The sequence below is a fragment of the Streptomyces sp. NRRL F-5135 genome, assembly GCF_000719775.1.
Lineage (GTDB): Bacteria > Actinomycetota > Actinomycetes > Streptomycetales > Streptomycetaceae > Streptomyces > Streptomyces hebeiensis.
In genome coordinates, this window is the sequence record NZ_JOHR01000014.1 from 1 (window position 1) to 21,125 (window position 21,125).

Sequence of the window (21,125 nt, forward strand, 5' to 3'; positions counted from 1 at the left end):
GGCGGCGAGCGGGGCGGGGCGGGGCGGAGGGGCGCCGGAGACGGGACGGCCCGGCGGCGGAAGGGGCGGGGGAGTCCGGGTTCCCGAGGTCCTGGCCCGGCGCGGCCGGGCGGGCCGGGGCCTCCGCTCACCCGCTCACCGTTTCGCGTACCCCGCCGTCGGCATCGACAGCCTCCGGTGCACGCCCGCCTTCATCTCCGCGTCGTAGTACGGCTCGTCCATCCCGGCCGTCTCCAGCCCCACACCTCGCCGTTCGCACTCGGCGGCGAAGGCCGCGACCGACGTCAGGGCCCGGTCCAGTACCCGCTCGTTCGCGGCGACGAAGAGGTCCACGAGCCCCGCGTCGACGTCCACCCACAGCCCGCGGTGGTCCGGCCGCATGCGGTAGACCAGCAGTTGCCGGGTGACGACGAAGCCCTTGTCCGCCGCCCAGCGCGCGCACATCGCGTGCTGCCCGTGCGTGTCCACCAGGAACGGGGCACTGTCCAGTTCCTCGAGTGGAGTCAAGCTGGCGATCGCGGCCACCCGTATCTCGCCCATGCGTCGTCCCCCCACATCCGTCTTCCCCCGACGCCGGCCTGTCATGGCCTGTCCGCAGACCCTACTCGGCGGGCCGTCCCCGAGGCAGGCGCGCACCCGGCGGCCGATAGCGCGTGACAGGCGCACCCGCTCCACCGCGCGCCCCGTCGGCCGTACGCTGAGTGCGGACCCGCCGCCGCGGCCGGTGGTGCGGCAGGTGGTCCGACAGGTGTACGAAGGAGAGTCCGAGGCAGACGCACCAAGCGCGGCGCGCCCGAGTGAGTCACGCGTGAGTGAGGCGTAGTGCGGCGTGAGTGAGGATACGAGCGCGGGACCGCGGACGGGCTACGGAACTGGGGTCGGGCTTTGGGAACGGTCATCACCTGGTGGGGTCACGCCACCTGCACGGTCGAGGACTCCGGCGTACGCGTCCTCACGGACCCGCTGTTCGCGCGCCGGCTCGCGCATCTGCGCCGTCGGTGCGGTCGGGTGCCCCCGCCGGAGGCGGGAGTAGCGGACGCCGTGCTCGTCTCGCACCTGCACTCCGACCATCTGCACCTGGGTTCGCTGGCCCGGCTCGCGCCCGGCACCCGGCTCGTCGTGCCGCGCGGCGCCGGGGCGGCCGTCCCCGGACTGCGCCGGCTGGGCGGGCGCGGGAACCCGGCCGGGCTGCGGATCACCGAGGTCGGACCGGGTGACGAGGTGGACCTGGGGCCGGTGCGCGTACGGGCCGTACCCGCCCGGCACGACGGACGGCGGCTGCCGGTGGGGCCGCAGCGCTCCCCCGCGCTCGGCTATGTGATCGACGGCGAGATCCGTACGTACTTCGCCGGCGACACCGGTCTCTTCGACACCATGGCGGACGCCGTCGGTCCCGTCGACGTGGCGCTGCTGCCGGTCGGCGGCTGGGGACCGTACCTGGGGCCCGGCCACCTGGACGCCGGACGGGCGGCCGAGGCACTGGCACGACTGGCGCCGGGCGCCGCGGTGCCGGTGCACTACGGCACGTACTGGCCGATCGGAATGGACGGCGTCCGGCCGCACGAGTTCTACGCGCCGGGCGACGAGTTCGTACGGAAGGCGGCACGGCTGGCGCCCAAGGTGACCGTCCATCCGCTGCGGCACGGCGAGAGCGTACGACCGGAGGCCCGGCGGTGATCGACGGCCTGCCGGACCACCTCTCCCGCCTGGCCGAGGCCATACGGCTGCCGTCCGAGTCGACGCAGGCCGCGGGCTATCCGTCGCTGTTCCTGCTGGTGGTGCTGGGCGCGTTGGTGCCGGTGGTGCCGACGGGCGCGGTGGTCAGTTCGGCGGCGGTGGTCGCCTTCCACCAGACCAATCCGTTCCCCATGCTCCTGGTCTTCGCCGTGGCGTCGGTGGCGGCGTTCTCGGGCGATGTGGCGCTGTACTGGCTGGGGCGGCGGGGATTCCGTTCGAAGAACGGCTCGCGCTGGCTGGACGCGATACGTGGCAGCGCCCCGCCGGACCGCCTGGAGCAGGCCCAGGGCAAGCTGCGCGAGCACGGGGTGATGGTGCTGGTGCTGTCCCGGCTGGTGCCGGCGGGCCGGATACCGGTGATGCTGGCGTGCCTGCTGGCCGAATGGCCGCTGCGCCGGTTCGCGCGGGGCAACGCGCCGGCGTGCCTGGCCTGGGCGGCGACGTACCAGCTCATCGGGGTGCTCGGCGGCTCGCTCTTCCACGAGGCGTGGGAGGGGGTGCTGGCGGCGGTTGCGCTGACGCTGCTGCTCAGCGCGGTCCCGGCGCTCTGGAGCCGGCTCCGCCGGCCGGCCCAGGACGACACCGGGTCCGGGGCCGAGAGCGGGAGTGGGAACGGGAGCGGGGCCCGGAAGGGGCCGGCCGACCGGAACGCCCGGGCCGACCCGCCGGCCCCCGGCGCCCCGGAGAGCCCGGCCGCGCCGGGCCGGTAGGCCGAGCCGGGAGGGTCGGTCCCTCGGTCCCGCGGCCGGCCCGGATCAGCTCAGTTCGCCGAAAACGTCCGCGAGCCTGCCCAGCGCCCCCGCGACATGCGGCAGTTCCACGGGGTCCGCGGCCGCCAGGGACTCCAGGCACTCCTCGGCCGTGGAGCCCAGCAGCGGTCCCGTCGACAGGCGTACGCGCAGTTCGTCCGGATCGTCCCCGAAGCGGTGGCCGCCCGGTACGGGGGTCCCCAGGCGGGTGGTCAGGTGGGACTCCAGCTCGACGGAGTCGGTGACGCCCAGGTCCGCCAGCCGTGCGCGCAGCGGGCCGAGGTCCGCGTAGAGGTGACGACCCGCCTGCGGGGGCCGGGCGACCGCGCCCGAGGCCAGTACCGCGTCGTGCGCGGCGGCGGACACCCGCGCGTGCAGGGCCGCCGCGGCGCGCAGCCTGGCAGTGACGGGTTCCGGTTCGTCCAGCGCGAGGGTGGCGGCCGGGGCCACGGGTCCCGCGACCAGGGAGCCGAGCGCGGCGAGGACGTCGAGCGTCCGGGCCCGTGACGCGCTCCCCGCGGAGGCGGCCGGACAGCGCGCGACCGCCGCGGGCCAGCCGGCCGGGAGCAAGGCGCCCGCCAGGTCACAGACCACCGTCACGTCGCCGGGCCACATCTGGGCCGGGCCGAGCAGCACCGTCTCGTGCGGCCGGTGCACCGTGTCGCGCCAGGTCTCGTCGCTGATGATGTGCAGCCCCGCCCCCCGTGCCGCCTCGCACACCTCGTGCACCAGCTCGGGCGGTGCCACCGTCCCGGTCGGATCGTCGGCCGGGCAGAGCAGCAGCACCCGGGGGGCGCCGCCCTCGGCCCGTACCCTGCGCACCGTCTCCAGCAGCGCGAACGGGTCCGGCACTCCGCCCGCGTCCACCGGGGCCGGCACGTGGTAGGCGGGCCGCCGCAGCAACTGGGCCTGCGCCGTCCACGAGGCCGGACAGGGCCGGGGCATCAGCACGTCCCCCTCGTACGCGGCGAGCAGCGCGAACAGCAGCGGCTGCGCGCCCGGCGCGGCGATCACGTCGTCCACGCCGGTCTCCAGCCCGCGCCGCCCCCAGTAACCGCGGGCCGCCTCGCGCAGGACCGCACCGCCGCCGGGCGGTTCCGGTCCGGCACGCCGGGCCCCGGCCGCGCACGCGTCCACCAGCTCGGGCAGCGGGGGCAGCCCCGGCTCGGGAACCGGCGGGCCGAACCGCACGGTGGCCGGGTCCTCCGGCGACGCCGCCTGCCGCATACCGCCGCTCACCGCCTTCCGCGGGTCTCCGGTCCGCCGGACCGGCCGTCCGCCGGTCTTCGGCCGGGAGAGCCGCAGATCGACGAGGCCCCTGTCAGGCAGGTTACGTACCTTTGCCTCACCGTGCGCCCCAGGACCCCGGGCACCCCGAGCACCCCCGGGCAGCCCGGGGGCACCGCAGGCACCGCAGGCACCGCAGGCACCGCAGGCACCACAGAGATGCGTACCCGCACACGGTTGCCGTACCGACCGCTTGCCCCCGTCCCCGGCGGGGTACCCGCGTTCCATGTCGGAGACCTCCTTGACCTCAGCCTTCCCCGGCCGCGGCCCCGCGGCCCCGGGCACCCGCACCCGGGTCGCCACTCTCCTCGAATCCTGGGACCAGCGAGTGTTCCGCTCCGTCGCCGTCCGGCACTGGCCCGGGGCGGACCTCGTGCTGCCCCGGCTGAGCCGCAGCGCCAACCACGGACTGCTCTGGTTCGGCGCGGCGGCCGGGATGGCGGCCCTGGGCGGGAGCGCCCGCGCGCGCCGGGCGGCGCTGCGGGGCGTGGCGTCCCTGGGGCTGGCCTCGGCCGCCATCAACACCGTGGGCAAGCGCGCGGTGCGCAGGCAGCGGCCGGTGCTGGACGCCGTTCCGGTGATACGGCGGCTGAAGCGGCAGCCGTTCACGACCTCCTTCCCGTCCGGGCACTCGGCCTCGGCCGCGGCCTTCGCGACGGGCGTGGCACTGGAGTCCAAGGGATGGGGTGCCCTGGTCGCACCGGTCGCCGCCGCCGTGGCACTCTCCCGCGTCTACACGGGCGTGCACTATCCGAGCGATGTGCTGGCGGGCGCGGCTCTGGGCGTGGGCGCGGCGTACGCGGTACGGGGGCTGGTCCCGACCCGGTCGCAACTTCCCGCGCCGGGCAGGCCGTTCGCGACGGCCCCGGAACTGCCCGGCGGCCGGGGCCTGGTCGTGGTCGCCAACCGCGCCTCCGGCTCGGCCGACACCGCCACGCTGCTGCGCGACGCGCTGCCGTACGCGGAGGTCGTGGAGTGCGAACCGGACGAGGTGGACGCCGAGCTGGAGAAGGCCGCCGACCGCTGCCGGGCGCTGGGGGTGCTCGGCGGGGACGGCACGATCAACCGGGCCGCCGGCGTCGCCGTACGGTACGGGCTGCCGCTGGCCGTCTTCCCCGGCGGCACGTTCAACCACTTCGCGTACGACCTCGGCATCGAGAGCGTCCGGGACACGGTGCGCGCGCTGGACGCGGGCGAAGCCGTACGCGTGGACCTGGGACGCTTCACCCCCGGTCCGGACGGCGCGGCGCACGGCCACTTCGTCAACACCTTCAGCCTGGGCGTGTATCCGGAACTGGTGCGGGTGCGGGAGCACTGGGCACCGCGGATCGGCGGCTGGCCGGCCGGACTCCTCGCGGCGGGGAAGGTGCTGCGCGGCGAGCACCAGCTGGACGCGACGTTCGAGGGGCGGCGCCGGAAGCTGTGGCTGCTGTTCGCGGGCAACTGCCTCTACCAGCAGGTGGGCCCCACACCGGGCCACCGGCACGACCTCGCGGACGGTCTGCTGGACGTACGCATCGTGCACGGCGGCCGGCTGCCGGGGATGCGGCTGCTGGCCGCCGCGCTCGCCGGGCCGCTGAGCCGTTCCCCGGTGCACGCGGCGGAGCGGATGCGCCGACTGCGGATCAGGGACATCGAGCCGGGCACGCCGCTGGCGTTCGACGGCGAACTGGCCGAGGCCCCGCCCGAGTTGACCGTGGACAAGGATCTCGAAGCGCTGACGGTCTACCGGCCGCGAACGCTGCTGTAGGGCAGCGGCCCCCGTCGCGGAGAGCGGACACCGATACGCGGAAGCGGATGCCGCCGCGGGGAAAACGCGGTGGACGGCCAGGACGCTCCGGCCGGACCATCACGGCCATGGACTTTCTTCTCACGCCCCGGCTGCGGCTGCGTTCCTTCGTCCCGGACGACCTGGACCGGCTGGTCGCGCTCGACAACGACCCAGGAGTGCGGAGGTTCATCGACGCGGGCCGCCCGGTGACCCGCGAGACAGTGCGGAACGAGACGCTGCCGAGGATGCTCGGCCGGGGATTCTGGGCGGCGGAGGAGCGGACGACGGGGACCTGGCTCGGATGGTTCTCGCTGGACCCGGGTGCCGGAACGGGCTGGCACGAGGTCGAGCTGGGCTACCGCCTGCGCCGGGCGGCGTGGGGGCGCGGGTACGCCACGGAGGGGGCACGCGCCCTGGTCCGCAAGGCGTTCACCGACCTCGGTACGGAACGCGTGACCGCGCAGACCATGACGGTCAACACCGCGTCGCGACGCGTGCTGGAGAAGACCGGCCTGACGTACGTCCGTACCTTCTTCGAGGACTGGCCGGACACGATCGAGGGCTCGGAGCACGGAGACGTGGCCTACGAACTCAGCCGGGAGACGTGGGCGACGCGGCACGGCTCGCCTTCCGGGGAGGACAGGCCGACCACATAGGCCGCCCATATAGCGATACATGCGTCTCGCCATCCGGCATGCCCGCGTACGGTGGGCCCACTACTCGACGCGAGGGAGTCCGGCCATGCCGAAGGAGACCGCCGTATACACGCACGGGCACCACGAGTCGGTGCTGCGCTCGCACCGCTGGCGCACCGCCGCCAACTCCGCGGCGTACCTGCTCCCCGAACTGCGACCGGGCCAGAACGTGCTGGACGTGGGCTGCGGGCCGGGGACCATCACCGCCGACCTGGCGGCGCTCGTCGCGCCGGGCACGGTGACGGCGGTGGACGCGGCCGGGGGCGTCCTGGAGCGGGCGCGGGAGGCCGCCACGACGGCGGGTGCGACCAACGTCCGCTTCGCGGTCGCGGACGTCCACGATCTGGACTTCCCCGACGACTCCTTCGACGTCGTCCACGCGCACCAGGTCCTCCAGCACGTCGGCGACCCCGTACGCGCGCTGAGCGAGATGCGCCGCGTGTGCCGGCCGGGCGGAGTCGTGGCGGCGCGCGACGCGGACTACGGCGCCTTCGCCTGGTTCCCGCACGTACCGGCGCTGGACGAGTGGCTGGAGCTGTACCGCGGGGTGGCGCGCGCGAACGGGGGCGAGCCGGACGCGGGACGACGGCTGCTGTCCTGGGCTCGGCGGGCCGGTTTCACCGAGGTCGCCGCGACCGCCGCCACCTGGTGCTTCGCGCGCCCCGACGAACTCGCCTGGTGGAGCGGCCTGTGGGCGGACCGCACGCTCGCGTCGAGCTACGCGGACGTGGCGGTCCGCGACGGCCATACGTCCCGGGAGCGGCTGGCCGCGATCGCGGACGCGTGGCGCGAGTGGGGCGGCGCCGCCGACGCCTGGTTCATGACCCCGCACGGCGAGATCCTCTGCCGCGTGTGAGGGGCGCCGTACGAGGAGCGCCGCGGACGTGGGCGCGCGTGCAAGCGCGGGACACCGACGCGAGCTCGGCCGACCGGGCCTCCGGCGGCCGTCGCGAAACGTCCGGCACCCACCGGCTGCCCCGCGCGGCGGCCCGGCCAACTAACCTGCTGCGTATGGAAATCCTGGGAACCACGCTGCGCATCTGCGTCGACGACCTGGAGACCTCGGTGGCGTTCTACGAACGCCTCACCGGAACCTCCGCCCTCCGCTTCGAGCGCGGTGGGGTCTCGGTCGCCGCCGTGGGCTGCTTCCTCCTGATGAGCGGCCCCGCTTCGGAGATAGACGTCCTGCGCAAGGTGACGGCGACCATCGCCGTCAAGGACGTCGACGAAGCCCTGACGACCCTCACGGAGGTCGGTGGCCAGGTCCTCGCCGGCCCGGTGCCCACGCCGGCGGGGCGCAATCTGATCGCCCTGCACCCCGATGGTTCGATCTTCGAGTACGTCGACCGCAACGCCGCCGCCCAGTAGTCCGTCGGTACCGCCCGCCGGCCGGGCGGCGGGCCGTACGGTCCGCTCGGCCGGCGGCGGCCGGTTCCCCCGCCGCCCTACGGCGTCACGTCGTTCTCGTCGATGAAGGCCCCCACGACCAGGTCCGCGAGCAGTGCGCCCGCCGTGCCCAGCGGGTCGAGGTCCGGGTCGTAGATGGTCACGTTCATGCCGACGCAGCGCTCGGAGCCGACCAGGGTCCGCAGCAGGACGGCGAGTTCGTCCGGCAGCAGCCCGCCCGGGTCCGGGCTGTCCACGGCGGGCATCACCTCGGGGTCGAGCACGTCCGCGTCCAGATGCACCCAGAACCCCTCGGTCACCGGCGCCTCCAGGGTCATCAGCGTGGCTTCCGTCACGTCCGCGACGCCCCACTCACGCAGCTCACCCACCGTCAGGGTGGGGATCCTCAGCTCCGCCAGCTCCGCGAGGTCCTCGTCGCCGTCCCTGATCCCGAAGAGCCGGACGTCCTCGTCGCGCAGGTACGGCCGCAGCCCCTCCAGGTCGGTCAGGTCCCGCCGGCCGCGCCCCGTGGCCAGGGCCAGTTCCTCGCCGCCCGCCGCGCCGATCCGGTCGGAGTTGCCGGGGTGCCGGAAGTCGGCGGAGGCGTCGACGGCCGCCAGGCCGTACCGCCCGAGGCGGCGCAGCGCGAGCGACGCGCCGAGCTGGATGGAGCAGTCACCGCCGAGTACGAGCGGGAAGTCACCGGCCCTCACGTGGCGTTCGATCCGGTCCGCCAGCCGGGGCGTGTACGCGGCGATCGCGGCCGCGTTGAAGACGTCGTCCCCTTCCCGCCAGTCGCCGCGGTCGTAGCGGGGCGGGACCACGACCCCGCCCTCGAACGCCCGGAGCCGCTCGAGGAGCCGCTGCTCGCGCAGGGCGCCGGCGAGCTTGTAGCAGCCCGGCACGGTGCCGGGGGCCGGCGGGCGGAGGCCCAGGTTGGAGGGCGCGTCGATCACCACGATATTCCGCATGCGCGTCATCCTCTCCGCCGTACTCTCGGTCCTCAACGCGGTTGTGGGAAAACGCACAGCCGGCACAGTCCGACAGTAAGGCGGTAGGCGGGCGACGCCGGCACCGTCGGCGGGTCCCGCCGGGGAAACGTCCCCGCCGGGGCCGGCTCAGCCGGTGGCTTCCGTCGGCATCTCCGCCGTGATGGCCCAGCGTTCGTGGTCACGCCACGCGCCGTCGACGAAGAGGAAGTCCGGGGAGAAGCCCTCCCGCCGGAAGCCCGCACGGCGGACGAGCGCGAGGGACGCGGTGTTGCCCGGCTGGATGTTGGCTTCCAGCCGGTGCAGTTCGAGTGGGCCGAACGCCTGGCGCAGCACCAGCCCGAGCCCCTCCCCCATCAGCCCCCGGCCCGCCGCGTGCGCGAACGCGCCATAGCCGAGCGCCCCGCAGCGGAACCCGCCCCGGACGATGTTGTTGATGTTGATGAACCCCGCGATCCGGCCGTCCGCGCGGTCCCGGACGAGGAAGCCCGCCGCGGTCGGGTCCTCGATGAGGCGGCCCGCGTACGCGGCGTACGCCTCCGCCGTCTCCGGCGGGAACAGCCAGGGGCGGTGCAGTGCGCGGCCGGCCCTGGCGTGCGCGGTGAACTCCGCCGCGTCCTGCGGCCGGTAGGCGGTCAGGAACGTACGGGCGCCTTCGGCGAGCGGAACCGGAGGGGAACCGGGGCCGACGTCCGGGAGGCCGGGAAGTTTGGGCATCGGGCCAGCTTAGACGCGCCGACGCCGGTCCGGACACGGACACACGTCCGGGCGGACGCGCCGGTGAACACGCCACCCGCGAGAAAGCGTCCACCGCCTCCCGCCCGGACCGGTCCCGGCGGGAGCCGCGCCGCCGCGGCGCCGGAGTCACGTCTTCCGCTCCCGTGCGGCTCCGGCCGGCCGGTCCCGGGAAACGCACCCGGCGCGGTGCCCGGCCGGGAGCGGACCGCCGCGTGTGGCCCGCCCGGGCAGCAGCCGCCCGCCGAACGGCACCGCGCGGGGCGCCGAGGGCCGGCAGCCCGCCGGCGAGGAAGGTGCCCCGTACGCCGACGCGCGGCCACGCCGGCCGACGACGGCCGCGAGGAGCGGGGTCGTCAGGTCAGGGCGGGCTCGTCCAGGGTGAGTGTGGCGCTCTCCGCGTCCAGCGTTCCCGGGACGCCCAACGGCATCGTCAGCGCCGTCGGCCCGTGGCCGAAGCCCAGCTCCTCGACGACCGGTACGCCCAGCCCGCCGAGCCGGTCCAGCAGCACCGTCCTGACCTCCTCGTACGGTCCGCACTCCGCCCAGGAGCCGAGCGCGATCCCGGCCACCCCCGACAGCCAGCCGGAGCGCAGCAGCTGGGTGAGGATCCGGTCGAGGCGATACGGCTCCTCCCCCACGTCCTCGATCAGCAGCAGCCCGCCGTCGGCCGACGCGCGGGCGTACGGTGTGCCGAGGTCGGCGGCGAGCAGGCTGACGCACCCGCCGAGCGTGACGCCCCTGGCCCGGCCGGGGAGCAGGCCCCGGGCCGTGGGCAAACCCAGGGTCCGGACCGACTCGGGCTCGAACAGCGTGGCGCGCAGGCTGTCCTGGGTCGCGGCGTCCTTGAGGAAGGTGACGGTCGCGGTCATCGGCCCGTGCAGGGTGGCCAGTCCCATCCGCACGGCGAACGCCTCGTGCAGCGCGGTGATGTCGCTGTAGCCGACGAAGACCTTGGGGCCGGCGGCCCGCATCGCGTCCCAGTCCAGGAGGTCGACCATGCGCTGGGCGCCGTAACCTCCCCGGGCGCACAGGACGGCCGAGACGGACGGATCGCACCACGCCTCCTGGAGGTCGCGCGCCCGGTCCTCGTCGCGCCCGGCGAGGTGGCCGAGCCGGGGGTGGGTGTCCAGGACGTGCGGGGCGACCACGGGGTCGAGATCCCAGCCGCGCAGAATGTCCAGGCCGGTGGCGAGCCGGTCGGCGGGGACCGGTCCGCTGGGGGCCACGACGGCGACCCTGGCCCCCGGCCGCAGCCGCGGGGCCCGGACCAGGGGCCGTGGCCGGGTCAGATCGGTCACCGTCGGCCTTTCGTCAGTTCCAGCCGGGGGACATCGGTGCGTTCGATACCGAACGTCTGAGCGTACAGGGACAGTTCGGCCTCCAGGGCGCGGACCATCGTGTCCGCCCGGCGGAAGCCGTGTCCCTCCCCCTCGAAGGCGATGTACGCGTGCGGCACGTCGCCTTCGGCCGTTCGGGCCAGGAACCGCTCGCACTGCGCGGGCGGGCAGATCACGTCGTCCAGGCCCTGCAACAGCAGGAAGGGCGCCGTGATGTCGCCGGCGTGGTACAGCGGCGAGCGGTCGCGGTACCGCTCGGGCACCTCGGCGAGCGGCCCGACCAGCGACTCCAGGTACTGGGACTCGAAGTCGTGCGTCTCGTCGGTGGCCCAGCCCAGCAGGTCGAGAATGGGGAACATGATCGTGCCGCAGGCGTAGACGTCGGTGGTGGTGAGGGACGCCGCCGCCGTCCAGCCGCCCGCGCTGCCGCCGCGCACGGCGAGCCGGGCCGGGTCCGCGGTGCCCTCGGCCGCCAGGGCCCGCGCGACGGCCGCGCAGTCCTCGACATCCACGACGCCCCACTGGCCGCGCAGCCGGTTGCGGTAGGCACGCCCGTAGCCGGTGGAGCCGCCGTAGTTGACCTCGGCGACACCGATGCCCCGCGAGGTGAAGTAGGCGATCTCCAGGTCGAGGACGAGCGGGGCATGGCCGGTGGGACCTCCGTGCGCCCACACCACGTAGGGCGGCAGCTCGCCTTCCGGCGCGCGGTGGCCGGGGTGGTGCGGGGGGTGGATGTGGGCGTGGATCTCGCGGCCGTCCGGTCCGTCGAACGTACGGCTGTGGGGCTCGGGGTAGTACGCGGGATCCACCACGTCCCGGTGCGCCGAGCCGATCACCCGGACCCGGCCCGTGCGGGCAGCGGTTTCGGCGTCGGCTTCCGCGTCGGTTCCGGTGCCGACGCCGGTGCCGGTGGCGGTCGCCGCGTCGGTGCCGATGGCGCTCCCGGCGTCGGTGCCGGTGGCGGTCGCCGCGTCGAACTCCACCACCTCGTACCCGCTGCGCGGGCTCGCCGCCACCCCGATGACCCTGTCGCCGCGCACGGCGAGGGTGGCGGCCCATTCGGTCCACGGCCCCTCGGCGTCCACCAGTTCGCCGGTGGCGGGGTCGAGCAGGCCGAGCGCGGTGGTGCCCTTGCCGTGGATAACGGCGATCAGCCCGTTCGCCAGCGGCTGGAACCACTGGAGGCCGATCTTCCACAGCGGACCGCCGAACTCCTCGCTCCGGCCGGGGCGGAGGGCGGTGCCGCGGACGACTCCCGGAGCCAGGTCGTCGAGACGGACGCGCCGCACCTCCCACCAGCCACTGAGGTCCGAGACGAAGAGGAGCGATCCGTCGGGTGCCCACTCGACCTGGGCGACCGATTCGTCGGTGTCCCCGACGACCGGCCTGACGTCCGTGAACGGCGCACTGCGCGGCCCGCTCGCTCCGCCCGCGCGGGCCGGTTCCCCGGCACCCGGCCCGCCGGCCATGTCCGGCACCTCACCCAGCATCACCACCGTGCCGTCCCACGGCATCCGCGGGTGGTCCCAGGCGATCCAGGCGACGTGCCGTCCGTCGGGCGAGAGCCGGGGCCCCGTGACAAAGCGGTGCCGGTCGTCGGACAGTTCCGTCACGGCCGCGCGGTCCTCGGCGGCCGAACCGTCCAGCGGTACGGCCGCGATCACCCGCCGGACGTCCGTCGGCCCCTCACCGGTGAACTCCTCCAGCACGCACCAGGCCTCGCCCCGGTCCAGGTGGATCCGGGGGTCGGCCCAGCGCAGTCCGCCGCCGGTCGGGGAGAGGGGTGTGAGCGGCCGGGGCGGAGCCGTTCCGTCCGGCTCGTACGCGTACAGCCGCTGGTCGGCGAAGTCCACGAAGACGAGGAGCGGCCCGCCCTCGGCCCGCTCGGCGCCCGCCCAGGGCGTGCCGCCGTACTCGATCACCCGGCTGCGGACGTTCCACGGCGGCGGCAGCACCGACTCCTCGTGGCCGTCGGCCCGCAGCCGGACGAGCGCGCGCCGCCCCGCCTCGGCGGGCCGCGGCGCCGTCCACCACACTTCCTCACCGACCGTCCCGACGTACTCGGGCCGGCCGTCGCGCGACGCGGCGAGCGTGGCGTCGATCGGTGACGGCCACGTGCCGTAACCCCCCGTGGTCAGCATGGCGATGCTCCTCAATCCTCGATCGGCCGACGGGCGGACGCGAGCCTAGGCGGTCAGGCCGTCTTCAGATAGTGGTCGAGGACGCGCGCGCCGAAACGCAGCGCCTCGACGGGCACGCGCTCGTCCACGCTGTGGAACAGCGCCTGGTAGTCGAACCCGGGCGGCAGTCGGAGCGGGGAGAAGCCGTAGCCGGTGATGCCGAGCCGGGAGAACTGCTTGGCGTCCGTGCCGCCCGACATGCAGAACGGCACGGCGTGTCCGGCCGGGTCGAAGCGCTCGACGGCCGCGCGCAGCTTGGCGAAGGTCGGGGAGTCGACCGGCGCCTGGAGCCCGACCTCCCGGTGGTGGAACTCCCAGGCCACGTCCGGCCCGGTCAGCCGGTCCAGCGTGGTGCGGAACTCCTCCTCGCCGCCCGGCACCGTCCGGCCGTCGACGTAGGCGGTGGCCCGGCCCGGGATCACATTGACCTTGTAACCGGCTTCCAGGACGGTCGGGTTGGCGCTGTTGCGCACCGTCGGCGCGATCAGCTCGGCCGCCCGGCCGAGCTTGCCCAGCAGGCCGTCCACGTCGAAGCCCTCGGCGTCCATGCCGTCGAGGTCCGCCTCTATGCCGTGCAGCGCGGCGATCTCCACCAGGGCGGCGCGCACGGTCGGGGTGAGCCGGACCGGCCAGTGGTGGTCGGCGATCCTGGTGATGGCGGCGGCGAGCCTGCTGACCGCGTTGGCGTCGTTCAGCTTGGAGCCGTGGCCGGCCCTGCCCTCGGCGGTCAGCTTGAGCCAGGCGGTGCCGCGCTCACCGGCGCCGATCGGATAGAGCGTCATTCCGGGGCCGGCGTGGAAGGTGTACGCCCCGGATTCGCTGATGCCCTCCGTGCAGCCCTCGAACAGGCCGGGGTGCCGGTCGGCCAGGAAGCCCGCGCCGTCGGCGGCGCTCGCCTCCTCGTCGGCGGTGTAGGCGAGGACGATGTCCCGGCGCGGCCGGATCCCGGCCCTGGCCCAGGCGCGGACGACGGACAGCACCATCGCGTCCATGTTCTTCATGTCGACCGCGCCCCGGCCCCAGACGACGTCGTCCCTGACCTCGCCGGAGAACGGGTGCACGGTCCAGTCGGCGGGCTCGGCGGGGACCACGTCGAGATGCCCGTGGACGAGCAGCGCGTCGGCGGCCGGGTCGGTGCCCTCGATCCTGGCCACCACGTTGGTCCGGCCGGGCGCGCGCTCCAGGAGGACGGGCTCGAGGCCCGCCTCGGCCAGCCGCTCCGCGACGTATTCGGCGGCCGGGCGCTCGCGGCAGTCGCCGCTCCCCCGGTTGGTGGTGTCGATACGGATCAGGTCGGAGGTGAAGGTGACGACCTCGTCCAGCGCACGCGCGTCCAACGCGTCGCCGGCGGCGGAGGCGGAGGCTTGGGCGGAGCCGGAGGCGGAAGCTTGGTCGACCTCAGTGGCCTCGGGAACCTCGACCGCACCTGTCGTACCGTTCGCGTCGCTGCCGTTCATGGAGCTCATGTCACCCATACTGCTCTTCCATCGCCGATGAGACGATCGTCGTCACGGCTTTGAAGGTGCGAATGGCCTCATACATCGTCCCGCTGGTGTACCTGACCCGCCGTTCACCACTGGGCTCCACACCGGGGACGACCGTGGAGACGTCGGAGAGGTGGGCGGCGTCGAACTCCATCTCCATGGTGAAGGGCCCCCCTTCGGCCGGTTCGCCGCGCCGGGCCAGCGCCGCCGCCTCCTTCGCCGCGGCACGGATGTCGGCGGCGGTGCGGGCCGGGGTACGGCAGACCGCCGCGTACCGCGAGACATGGTCCTTCACGGCGACCTTGCGGGCGTCCGGCGCGTAGCCCTCGGCGTCCCGGCAGGTCAGGTCGTCACCGGTGACCAGCACCACGGGGACGCCGAACTCGGCGACCACGTGCGCGTTCAGCAGGCCCTCGCTCGCGCGCGCCCCGTTCAGCCAGACGCCGGTGAGGGCGTTGGCGAGGTACGTGTGCGCGAGGACGCCCTCCGTACCGGCGCCCGTGTGGTACCCGACGAAGGCGACGCCGTCCACGTCGCCGTGCTGGACCCCCTCGACCATGGAGAGCGACTTGTGACGGCCGGTCAGCATCTGCGCGCGCTCGTCCAGCCGCTCCAGCAGCAGATTGCGCATCGACCAGTGGGCCTCGTTGATGAGCACCTCGTCCGCGCCGCCGTCCAGGAAGCCCAGCACGGCCGCGTTCACATCCGAGGTGAACATGGCCCGGCACCGCTCCCATTGGGGCGTGCCGGGCAGCACGTCGGCCGGCCAGGTCACGCCCGTGGCGCCCTCCATGTCGGCGCTGATGAGGATCTTCACCGGCCCGCTCCCTTCCTCTCCTCCGCTCGGCCCCGGACCCCGCCCGGTCGAAGCCGGCCCGTCCCGCCCGGTCCCGTCAGGAGTGATCTCCTGGCATCAGTATGCGGGGCGGCACCGACAACCCGCCGGTCCGCGGCGACGGCCGCTCACCGCGACGAGGGCCGCTCACGGAAGCGGCGGCTGCCCTCCTCAGCAGCAGGTCGACCCCTCCCACGCAGGCGAGCCGGTGCGCGCGGGCGCGTCCGGCCACGTGGGTCCGTCCGACCTCACCCGGACGTCCGACCACGCTCAGGCCCCGGGCGGGGCGGCGGCCGTGCGCACGAGCCCGGCGAGCACCTGGTCGGCCGCCTTCAGATGCGGTTCGCGCACGACATAGCGGCTGATCCCCCAGCGCCGGCGGTGCTCGGCCAGGGACTCGGCGATCTCCCCCACTGTGCCGACCCACGCGTACGGCGCGGCGAGCACGGCGTCCGCGGACGTGTCGAACCGCTCGGCGAGCCGGTGCGCGGCCGCTTCCGCGTCGTCGGTGATCTCCACGACCTGGACGAGCGCCTCACGGGCCGGGGGCACGGCCCGGCCCGCGGCACTCCGCTCGACCAGGTCCGCCTGGCGGTCGATGGCTGCACCGTCCCACCGGGCCTCGTGGTGGTGCCCGTCGGCCAGTGTGCGGCCCAGGCCGCTGAAGCCGACCACGTCCGCGTGCTCGCCCGCCCAGCGCAGCAAGGCGGAATTGCCACCGCCGAAGGTGAACGGCACCGGCCGTTGGACCGGCCGGGGCTCGGTCAGCCGAGCCTCGTACGCCCGGACCTCCGGCCCGGTGACGGTGACCGTCTCCCCGGCGAGGAGCGCCCGGCACGCCTCGGCCACGGCGAGAAAGCGGCGCACGCGTCCGGCGACATCGGGCCGCTCGGAGCCGAGCATGGCCCATTCGGCCGGGGTGTGGCCCGCGCCCAGCGCCAGCCGCGCGCGCCCGTCGGAGAGAAGATCCAGGGTGGCCACGTCGGAGGCCAGCAACAGCGGTTCGCGGATGCCCGCGTGGGAGACGTACGAACCGAGGCCGATCCTCTCGGTCACGGCCGCGGCGGCGGCCAGCGCCACGAACGGGGAGGCCGTCACGCCCGGATGGTCCGCGGTCAGCAACGCGTCGTACCCCGCCGCCTCCACTCTGCGGGCGAGGGCGGTCCAGGTAGCCGCGTTCCGGGGTTCCGCCTGTACGGAAACGGTCGGTATCAGCATGATCGAACACTACGGTCGGTGGTCCGTCGGCCGGAACGGCCTTCCGCCCGGGGCGAACGCCGGGACTCGTGAGCCGGCCGCTGACCGGTCAGGACGTTCCGTCCCTCGCGTGGGTACGTGGCGCGACACCCGCCGCGTACCCACGAAGCCCGTGCGTCCGGCCCCCGTACGGACGGCCGCTACGCCCGGGCGAGGACGTACCACCGCGCCGGCAGTTCGAGCAGGGTCCCGTCCGGCATCCGCTCCGTCTGGGCGAGGCCGGTGTCGCCGTCCGCCAGGATGGTCAGGCCTGCCGCGCGCAGCAGCGCGGGCGTCTCCTCGTCCTCGGCGCTGCCCGGCTTGAGCCCGTGCTCGAAGACCCGCCGCAGCTTCTCGGGCGGCCCGCCCGACCGCTGCGCCGCCTGCCGCAGCACGTCCTTGGCCGCGGAGGTCAGCTCCGCGACGAAGGCCCGGCCGCGCTCGCCGAGCAGTTCCGCCACGGCCGCGGCGACCTGGGGCCGGTCCTGGGGTTCGCTCTGGTGGATCACCGCCCGCATATAGACGTTGCTGTCCCCGAGCCGACCGCCCAGCTCCCGTACCGCGGCGCGGTCCACCAGGTCGAGTTGCTCGAACTCCGCGCGGCCGGCCGGATCCGCGTGCCGCGCGTGCGCGATCGCCGCGTGCGAGAGGTCCACACCGGTCGCGCGGGCGAACCGCGTGGCCAGGTAGCGGGTCTGGGTGCCGTTGCCGCAGCCCAGGTCCACCACGGGCAGCGAGGCATCGGCGTACGGCAGCAGCAGGGCGCAGTGGGGGGCGGCGGCGAGCGAGGGGTCGACGTCCCATATCGCCGCACCCTGGGTACCGGAGGTGCCCCGCCAATACCCCTCCCACGCCTCGCGGTAACGCTCTGACACGTGCATACGTATACGTCTCCCCAGGTCGGCCCGGCGTCCAGCGCGTTTTCGAGGGACTGGACTACCGTCCGCGCGGGTCCGGGACAAGGGAAGGGACACGGAATTCATCGGATCACCACAGGGAAGCCGCGTCCCGCCGCGCGTCACCACGGGAGAGCCGCTTCTCCGCACGTGTCACCACGACCTCGCCGCGCCGGACCGACCCCTCCACAGGGCGAGGGCCCTCAGCCCGTCCGCGGCCCACCGGGCCGCGTCGGCGTCCGCGTCAGGGCCTGTTCGAACCAGACCGTCTTCCCCCGGGCCGAACTGCTGCTGCCCCACTCCCGGGCCAGGCTGCTCACCACCCGCAGCCCACGGCCGAACTCGTCCTCCGCCCCCGCGTCCAGCAGGGCCGCCGGGGCCGGCTCGTCGTCGAGGACCTCGCACAGCAGCGCGTCCGTACGGACCAGACGCAGCCCCACCCGGTGGGAGCGGGCGTGGTTCATGGCGTTGGTGACCAGCTCGCTGACCATCAGCTCGGCCGGCTCGGCCGCGCCGGACAGCCCCCACGCGGACAGCTGCCCGCGCACCAGCCGCCGGGCCCGCGCCACCTCCCGTGGGTCCGGCTCCAGCTGGAACTCGGCCACGTCCGCGCCGGGGATGCCGTTGAGCCGCGCCATCAGCAGGGCCACGTCGTCCTTGCGTCCGTCCCGCGTGTTCAGCGCGCGGATGATGGCGTCGCAGGCGTCGTCCATGGAGGCCGCCGGGTGCGCGGCGGACGCGCACAGCGCCGCCAGGCCGTCCCCGATGTCCGCGCCGCGCACCTCGACCAGGCCGTCGGTGCACAGCACCAGCCGGTCGCCCGGTCCCACGCGTACGGTAGCCGTCTCGAAGGCCACGCCGCCCACGCCTATGGGCGCCCCGGTCGGCAGGTCGAGCACGTGGGCGCCGCCGTCCTCGGCCCGGACGAGCACGGGCGGGATGTGCCCGGCGTTGGCGATCTGGAGCTCCGACCTGATCGGGTCGTAGACCGCGTAGAGACAGGTCGCCAGGTAGGTCTCCCCGAGCCGCTGCGCCACGTCGTCCAGGTTGCGCAGCAGTTGGGCGGGCGGCATCTCCATGGTCGCCATGGTCCGCACGGCGGTCCTCAACTGGCCCATCATCGCGGCCGACTTGAGGCCGTGGCCCATCACGTCGCCGACGACCAGCGCGGTGCGCGAGCCGGGCAGCTTGACGGCGTCGAACCAGTCGCCGCCCACCCGGCCCAGCCGCGCGCCCGGCAGGTAGCGGGTGGCGATGTCGCAGCCGGCCATCCGCGGACCGACCCGCGGCAGCATGCTGTCCTGGAGCGTCTCGGCGACGTTCTCCTGGTGGGTGTACATGCGGGCGTTGTCGAGGACGAGGCCGGCCCGCGCCGCGAGTTCCGCCCCGGTCGTGCGGTCCATGTCGTCGAACGGCTCCCGGTCGGGCCGGCGCATCAGCACCATGAAGCCGAGCACCACATCGCGCGCCTTCAGCGGCACGAGCAGCATGGAGCGGTGGTTGATGAGCGGGCGCAGGTCCCGCTTCTCGAACTCGCCCGAGATCCGGTCGCCCATCTCCTCGCCGATACGCGGGATCAGAACCGGCTCCCCGGTGACCATGCACTGGAAGAACGGGGTGTGCTCGGGGAAGGCGATGGCCTCGCCGACCGGGACCGTGTCGTCCCACCGCCCCGGCTCGTCGTTGTGCTCGACCCACACCCGGTGCCAGACGGTGGTCACATCGGGCGGGCCGTCCGGGAACCCCTCCCCCGCGAGCACGGCGGCGCGCAGGTGGGTGCCGGCGAAGTCGGTGAAGCGGGGCACCGCGGCGCTGGTGACCTCGCGGATGGTGGTGGCCAGGTCGAGCGACGAACCGATCCGGCCGCTCACCTCGTTGAGGAACTCCAGCCGCTCACGCACCTCCGCGTACTCCAGGTCGAGCTGAGGAGGGGGAGCGGCCGTCCGCCGTAACCGGCCCGGGGCCGTGTCGGTCGGCACCGTCCCGGAGCGTGGTCCACCCGCTCCCGACCGCCCCCGCACGCGCCGGGGCACGCCCCAGTCGGGGGTGACGGGCACGCGTTCCTGGTGGCTGAACTCCAGTACCGGATAACCGAGTTCGAGAACCTGCGCGATGATGCGGCCGGACTCGGCGGGGCCCATGTTCGGCAGGATGTCCGGCAGGCGCCGGGCCAGCGCGTCGGAGTCCGGGAACTCGGTGTGCAGGGCGAAGCCGGGGCTGACCCGCAGGACGTCGCCACGTGCGCCGCCCTCGCGGTTCCCGTCGGCGTCGCGGTCCACGTCGGCGTCGCGGTTCCCGTCCGCACCGCGGTTCGCGTGCGCGTCGCGGTTCGCGTGCCCGTCGCGGTTCGCGTGCGCCTCCTGGTCGTACGGTGTCCCGCTGTCCGCGCGGAACCGGGCCGCGTCCGCCGCGAGGAACAGATGGCGCCCGGGGCCCGGTCCGACCAGCGGATAGGCCCACCAGAGCACGTCGAGCCCGCCCGGCCCCGGCCCCGGCCTGGAGACCTTCGCGCGGCCCGAGGTCGGGTAGAGGCCGCGGAAGTGCAGCCCGGGCCCCAGCTCGCCATCGGCGTCGTACGTCCCGTGGGCCACGCCCTGTTCGTTCCGCGCGAGCGCACCGGCCACCGGCATCAGATCGCTCGCCGGCTGCCCGACGGCCTCGTCCCGGGAATGGCCGAAAAGCCGTCGTGCGCCCGTCGACCAGTGCGACACGAGGCCGTCGCCGTCCACGACGACCACGGCGAGCGGGATCCGGCCGGCCGCGCCGAGCCGCTGTGGCCGCCCGGACGGATTACCACGGTCCATGCGTGGAAGGCTCCTTCCCTGCCGCCGGTGTGCGCGGCTCCGCCCTCCACGGTAAGGCCCGCCGCGTGCGTCGCGCCGGGCAATGAACCAATCAGCAGCACGCCCGCGCACCACCGTGGCCGGGTCAACAGTTGACTGGAAATCAGTCAGTCTTCGTGTCCCGGCCGAAGGTCGCGCTCCGTACGCGCGCCCCCGCCCCGCGGAGCACGGTGGCCACCGGCGGACGGGGCGGCGAGCGCGGGCCCCGAGGTGGTCGGTCCGGGAAAACACCCGAAATGGCGACCGGGGCAACGGCGACGCCGGGCGGGCCGACGGCGCCGGGGCCCGTACCGACGGACGCCGGTGGCGGCCGGCGTCCGTCGGTCGGGAGCGGTGACGGCGCGGTGACGGTCGCGGGCGGGCAGCGCGCCCCGCCCCGCCCCGCCCCGCGCGGGGACTACTGGCTCGCGCCGGCCGCGCCCCCGGCCGCACCCTCGGTCTCGGCCGCGAGGTTGGCGAGCACCTGGTCGTAGATGCGCGCCAGCCCCTTGGGCGCGAAGGTGCGCTCGAAGAAGCCGCCGATGCCGCCCGCGCCGTTCCAGACGGTGGTCACGACGGCCTTCGAACGGCCCTCACCGGCCGGAGTGACGGTCCAGGTGGTGACCATCGAGGAGTTGCGGTCCTTCTCCACGAGCCGGCCGTCGCTCGGCTCGGTCACCTCCAGCAGGCAGTCACGCACACGCTTGCTGGTGGCCTGGAGCTTCCAGTGCACGAGAGTGCCCTCGCCGTCGCCGCCCTCGCGCACCTCGTACTCGCTGAAGGGGGCCGGCAGCAGCTTCGCACGGGTGTGCTCGTAGTCGGCCAGCACGTCGAACACCGTCTCCGCGTCCGCCGCGATGATCCGCTCCGTCGTGGCCTCTACCTGAGCCATGGCTCTCTTCCTCCAGCACTCGGTTTTCCAGTGAGTTGCGGCCACCCAACCACCCTCGGGTACACCCGCCAAATCGAGGTCGCGGCGATCA

General features: G+C 74.5%; 17 protein-coding genes and 1 pseudogene. 6 read left to right on the forward strand and 12 right to left on the reverse strand.

The genetic code is table 11. From position 1 onward, the window contains the following. Positions 1-135: 135 nt before the first annotated feature. Positions 136-540 carry a hypothetical protein gene (locus IG02_RS0123990; protein WP_030751822.1) on the reverse strand — a complete coding sequence of 135 codons (405 nt, stop codon included), beginning with the start codon at positions 538-540 and terminating at the stop codon, positions 136-138. Positions 541-885: 345 nt separating this feature from the next. On the opposite strand from IG02_RS0123990, the gene IG02_RS0123995 reads away from it, so the two are divergent. Together IG02_RS0123995 and IG02_RS0124000 are read left to right on the forward strand one after the other, a co-directional pair. Then, positions 886-1,677 carry an MBL fold metallo-hydrolase gene (locus IG02_RS0123995; protein ID WP_030751826.1) on the forward strand — a complete coding sequence of 264 codons (792 nt, stop codon included), beginning with the start codon at positions 886-888 and terminating at the stop codon, positions 1,675-1,677. A 29-nt stretch (positions 1,678-1,706) separates the two neighbouring features. Then, a pseudogene (locus tag IG02_RS0124000) lies at positions 1,707-2,312 on the forward strand (DedA family protein); the annotation flags it as partial. Positions 2,313-2,492: 180 nt separating this feature from the next. Here the strand turns inward: IG02_RS0124000 and IG02_RS0124005 are convergent. Next, positions 2,493-3,713, reverse strand: a complete 1,221-nt coding sequence (locus IG02_RS0124005; RefSeq protein WP_030751832.1) for an aminotransferase class I/II-fold pyridoxal phosphate-dependent enzyme — start codon at positions 3,711-3,713, stop codon at positions 2,493-2,495. 286 nt (positions 3,714-3,999) lie between these two features. Between IG02_RS0124005 and IG02_RS0124010 the strand changes: the two genes are divergently transcribed. From IG02_RS0124010 to IG02_RS0124025, 4 genes are all read left to right on the forward strand, one after another. Beyond that, entirely contained in the window at positions 4,000-5,523 is a 1,524-nt protein-coding gene (locus IG02_RS0124010) for a bifunctional phosphatase PAP2/diacylglycerol kinase family protein (protein WP_051765649.1), read from the forward strand. 107 nt (positions 5,524-5,630) lie between these two features. Further along, positions 5,631-6,200, forward strand: coding sequence for a GNAT family N-acetyltransferase (locus IG02_RS0124015; RefSeq protein ID WP_030751837.1), 570 nt, complete (start codon positions 5,631-5,633; stop codon positions 6,198-6,200). Between the two features lie 85 nt (positions 6,201-6,285). Beyond that, the gene (locus IG02_RS0124020) at positions 6,286-7,095 is read left to right on the forward strand and encodes a class I SAM-dependent methyltransferase (protein WP_030751839.1); all 810 of its coding nucleotides are present in this window, start codon (positions 6,286-6,288) and stop codon (positions 7,093-7,095) included. A 155-nt stretch (positions 7,096-7,250) separates the two neighbouring features. Next, complete coding sequence (locus IG02_RS0124025; RefSeq protein WP_030751843.1) at positions 7,251-7,607, forward strand: VOC family protein; 357 nt, start codon at positions 7,251-7,253, stop codon at positions 7,605-7,607. Positions 7,608-7,684: 77 nt separating this feature from the next. Here IG02_RS0124025 and IG02_RS0124030 read toward each other — a convergent pair whose 3' ends face one another. From IG02_RS0124030 to IG02_RS0124080, 10 genes are all read right to left on the reverse strand, one after another. Continuing rightward, complete coding sequence (locus IG02_RS0124030; protein ID WP_030751847.1) at positions 7,685-8,596, reverse strand: arginase family protein; 912 nt, start codon at positions 8,594-8,596, stop codon at positions 7,685-7,687. A gap of 147 nt (positions 8,597-8,743) precedes the next feature. Continuing rightward, positions 8,744-9,331 (reverse strand): GNAT family N-acetyltransferase, encoded by a 588-nt coding sequence (locus IG02_RS0124035; protein ID WP_051765651.1) that lies wholly within the window; start codon positions 9,329-9,331, stop codon positions 8,744-8,746. 374 nt (positions 9,332-9,705) lie between these two features. Further along, positions 9,706-10,641: a S66 peptidase family protein gene (locus IG02_RS0124040; protein WP_030751850.1), complete on the reverse strand. Its 936-nt coding sequence runs from the start codon at positions 10,639-10,641 to the stop codon at positions 9,706-9,708. 5 nt (positions 10,642-10,646) lie between these two features. Further along, positions 10,647-12,830 carry a S9 family peptidase gene (locus IG02_RS36900; RefSeq protein ID WP_037804106.1) on the reverse strand — a complete coding sequence of 728 codons (2,184 nt, stop codon included), beginning with the start codon at positions 12,828-12,830 and terminating at the stop codon, positions 10,647-10,649. A 53-nt stretch (positions 12,831-12,883) separates the two neighbouring features. Then, positions 12,884-14,326, reverse strand: coding sequence for a M20/M25/M40 family metallo-hydrolase (locus IG02_RS0124055; RefSeq protein ID WP_078854797.1), 1,443 nt, complete (start codon positions 14,324-14,326; stop codon positions 12,884-12,886). Between the two features lie 10 nt (positions 14,327-14,336). Next, entirely contained in the window at positions 14,337-15,170 is an 834-nt protein-coding gene (locus IG02_RS0124060) for a M55 family metallopeptidase (RefSeq protein ID WP_030751855.1), read from the reverse strand. Positions 15,171-15,458: 288 nt separating this feature from the next. Next, complete coding sequence (locus IG02_RS0124065; RefSeq protein ID WP_030751858.1) at positions 15,459-16,406, reverse strand: LLM class flavin-dependent oxidoreductase; 948 nt, start codon at positions 16,404-16,406, stop codon at positions 15,459-15,461. Positions 16,407-16,585: 179 nt separating this feature from the next. After that, on the reverse strand, positions 16,586-17,305 hold the full coding sequence (locus IG02_RS0124070) for a class I SAM-dependent methyltransferase (protein ID WP_030751861.1): 720 nt from the start codon (positions 17,303-17,305) through the stop codon (positions 16,586-16,588). A 218-nt stretch (positions 17,306-17,523) separates the two neighbouring features. Continuing rightward, the gene (locus tag IG02_RS36905; RefSeq protein WP_037804108.1) at positions 17,524-20,124 is read right to left on the reverse strand and encodes an ATP-binding SpoIIE family protein phosphatase; all 2,601 of its coding nucleotides are present in this window, start codon (positions 20,122-20,124) and stop codon (positions 17,524-17,526) included. 436 nt (positions 20,125-20,560) lie between these two features. Beyond that, a complete protein-coding gene (locus IG02_RS0124080) occupies positions 20,561-21,034 on the reverse strand; it encodes an SRPBCC family protein (protein WP_030751864.1) in 474 nt (157 codons plus the stop codon). Positions 21,035-21,125: the final 91 nt, after the last annotated feature.

Bases quoted from the DNA above. Each gene is read 5' to 3' on its own strand.
- IG02_RS0123990 (WP_030751822.1), bottom strand. From the start codon at position 540: ATGGGCGAGATACGGGTGGCCGCGATCGCCAGCTTGACTCCACTCGAG.
- IG02_RS0124005 (WP_030751832.1), bottom strand. From the start codon at position 3,713: ATGCGGCAGGCGGCGTCGCCGGAGGACCCGGCCACCGTGCGGTTCGGC.
- IG02_RS0124010 (WP_051765649.1), top strand. From the start codon at position 4,000: ATGTCGGAGACCTCCTTGACCTCAGCCTTCCCCGGCCGCGGCCCCGCG.
- IG02_RS0124015 (WP_030751837.1), top strand. From the start codon at position 5,631: ATGGACTTTCTTCTCACGCCCCGGCTGCGGCTGCGTTCCTTCGTCCCG.
- IG02_RS0124020 (WP_030751839.1), top strand. From the start codon at position 6,286: ATGCCGAAGGAGACCGCCGTATACACGCACGGGCACCACGAGTCGGTG.
- IG02_RS0124025 (WP_030751843.1), top strand. From the start codon at position 7,251: ATGGAAATCCTGGGAACCACGCTGCGCATCTGCGTCGACGACCTGGAG.
- IG02_RS0124030 (WP_030751847.1), bottom strand. From the start codon at position 8,596: ATGCGGAATATCGTGGTGATCGACGCGCCCTCCAACCTGGGCCTCCGC.
- IG02_RS0124035 (WP_051765651.1), bottom strand. From the start codon at position 9,331: ATGCCCAAACTTCCCGGCCTCCCGGACGTCGGCCCCGGTTCCCCTCCG.
- IG02_RS36900 (WP_037804106.1), bottom strand. From the start codon at position 12,830: ATGCTGACCACGGGGGGTTACGGCACGTGGCCGTCACCGATCGACGCC.
- IG02_RS0124055 (WP_078854797.1), bottom strand. From the start codon at position 14,326: ATGAACGGCAGCGACGCGAACGGTACGACAGGTGCGGTCGAGGTTCCC.
- IG02_RS0124065 (WP_030751858.1), bottom strand. From the start codon at position 16,406: ATGCTGATACCGACCGTTTCCGTACAGGCGGAACCCCGGAACGCGGCT.
- IG02_RS0124070 (WP_030751861.1), bottom strand. From the start codon at position 17,305: ATGCACGTGTCAGAGCGTTACCGCGAGGCGTGGGAGGGGTATTGGCGG.
- IG02_RS36905 (WP_037804108.1), bottom strand. From the start codon at position 20,124: ATGGACCGTGGTAATCCGTCCGGGCGGCCACAGCGGCTCGGCGCGGCC.
- IG02_RS0124080 (WP_030751864.1), bottom strand. From the start codon at position 21,034: ATGGCTCAGGTAGAGGCCACGACGGAGCGGATCATCGCGGCGGACGCG.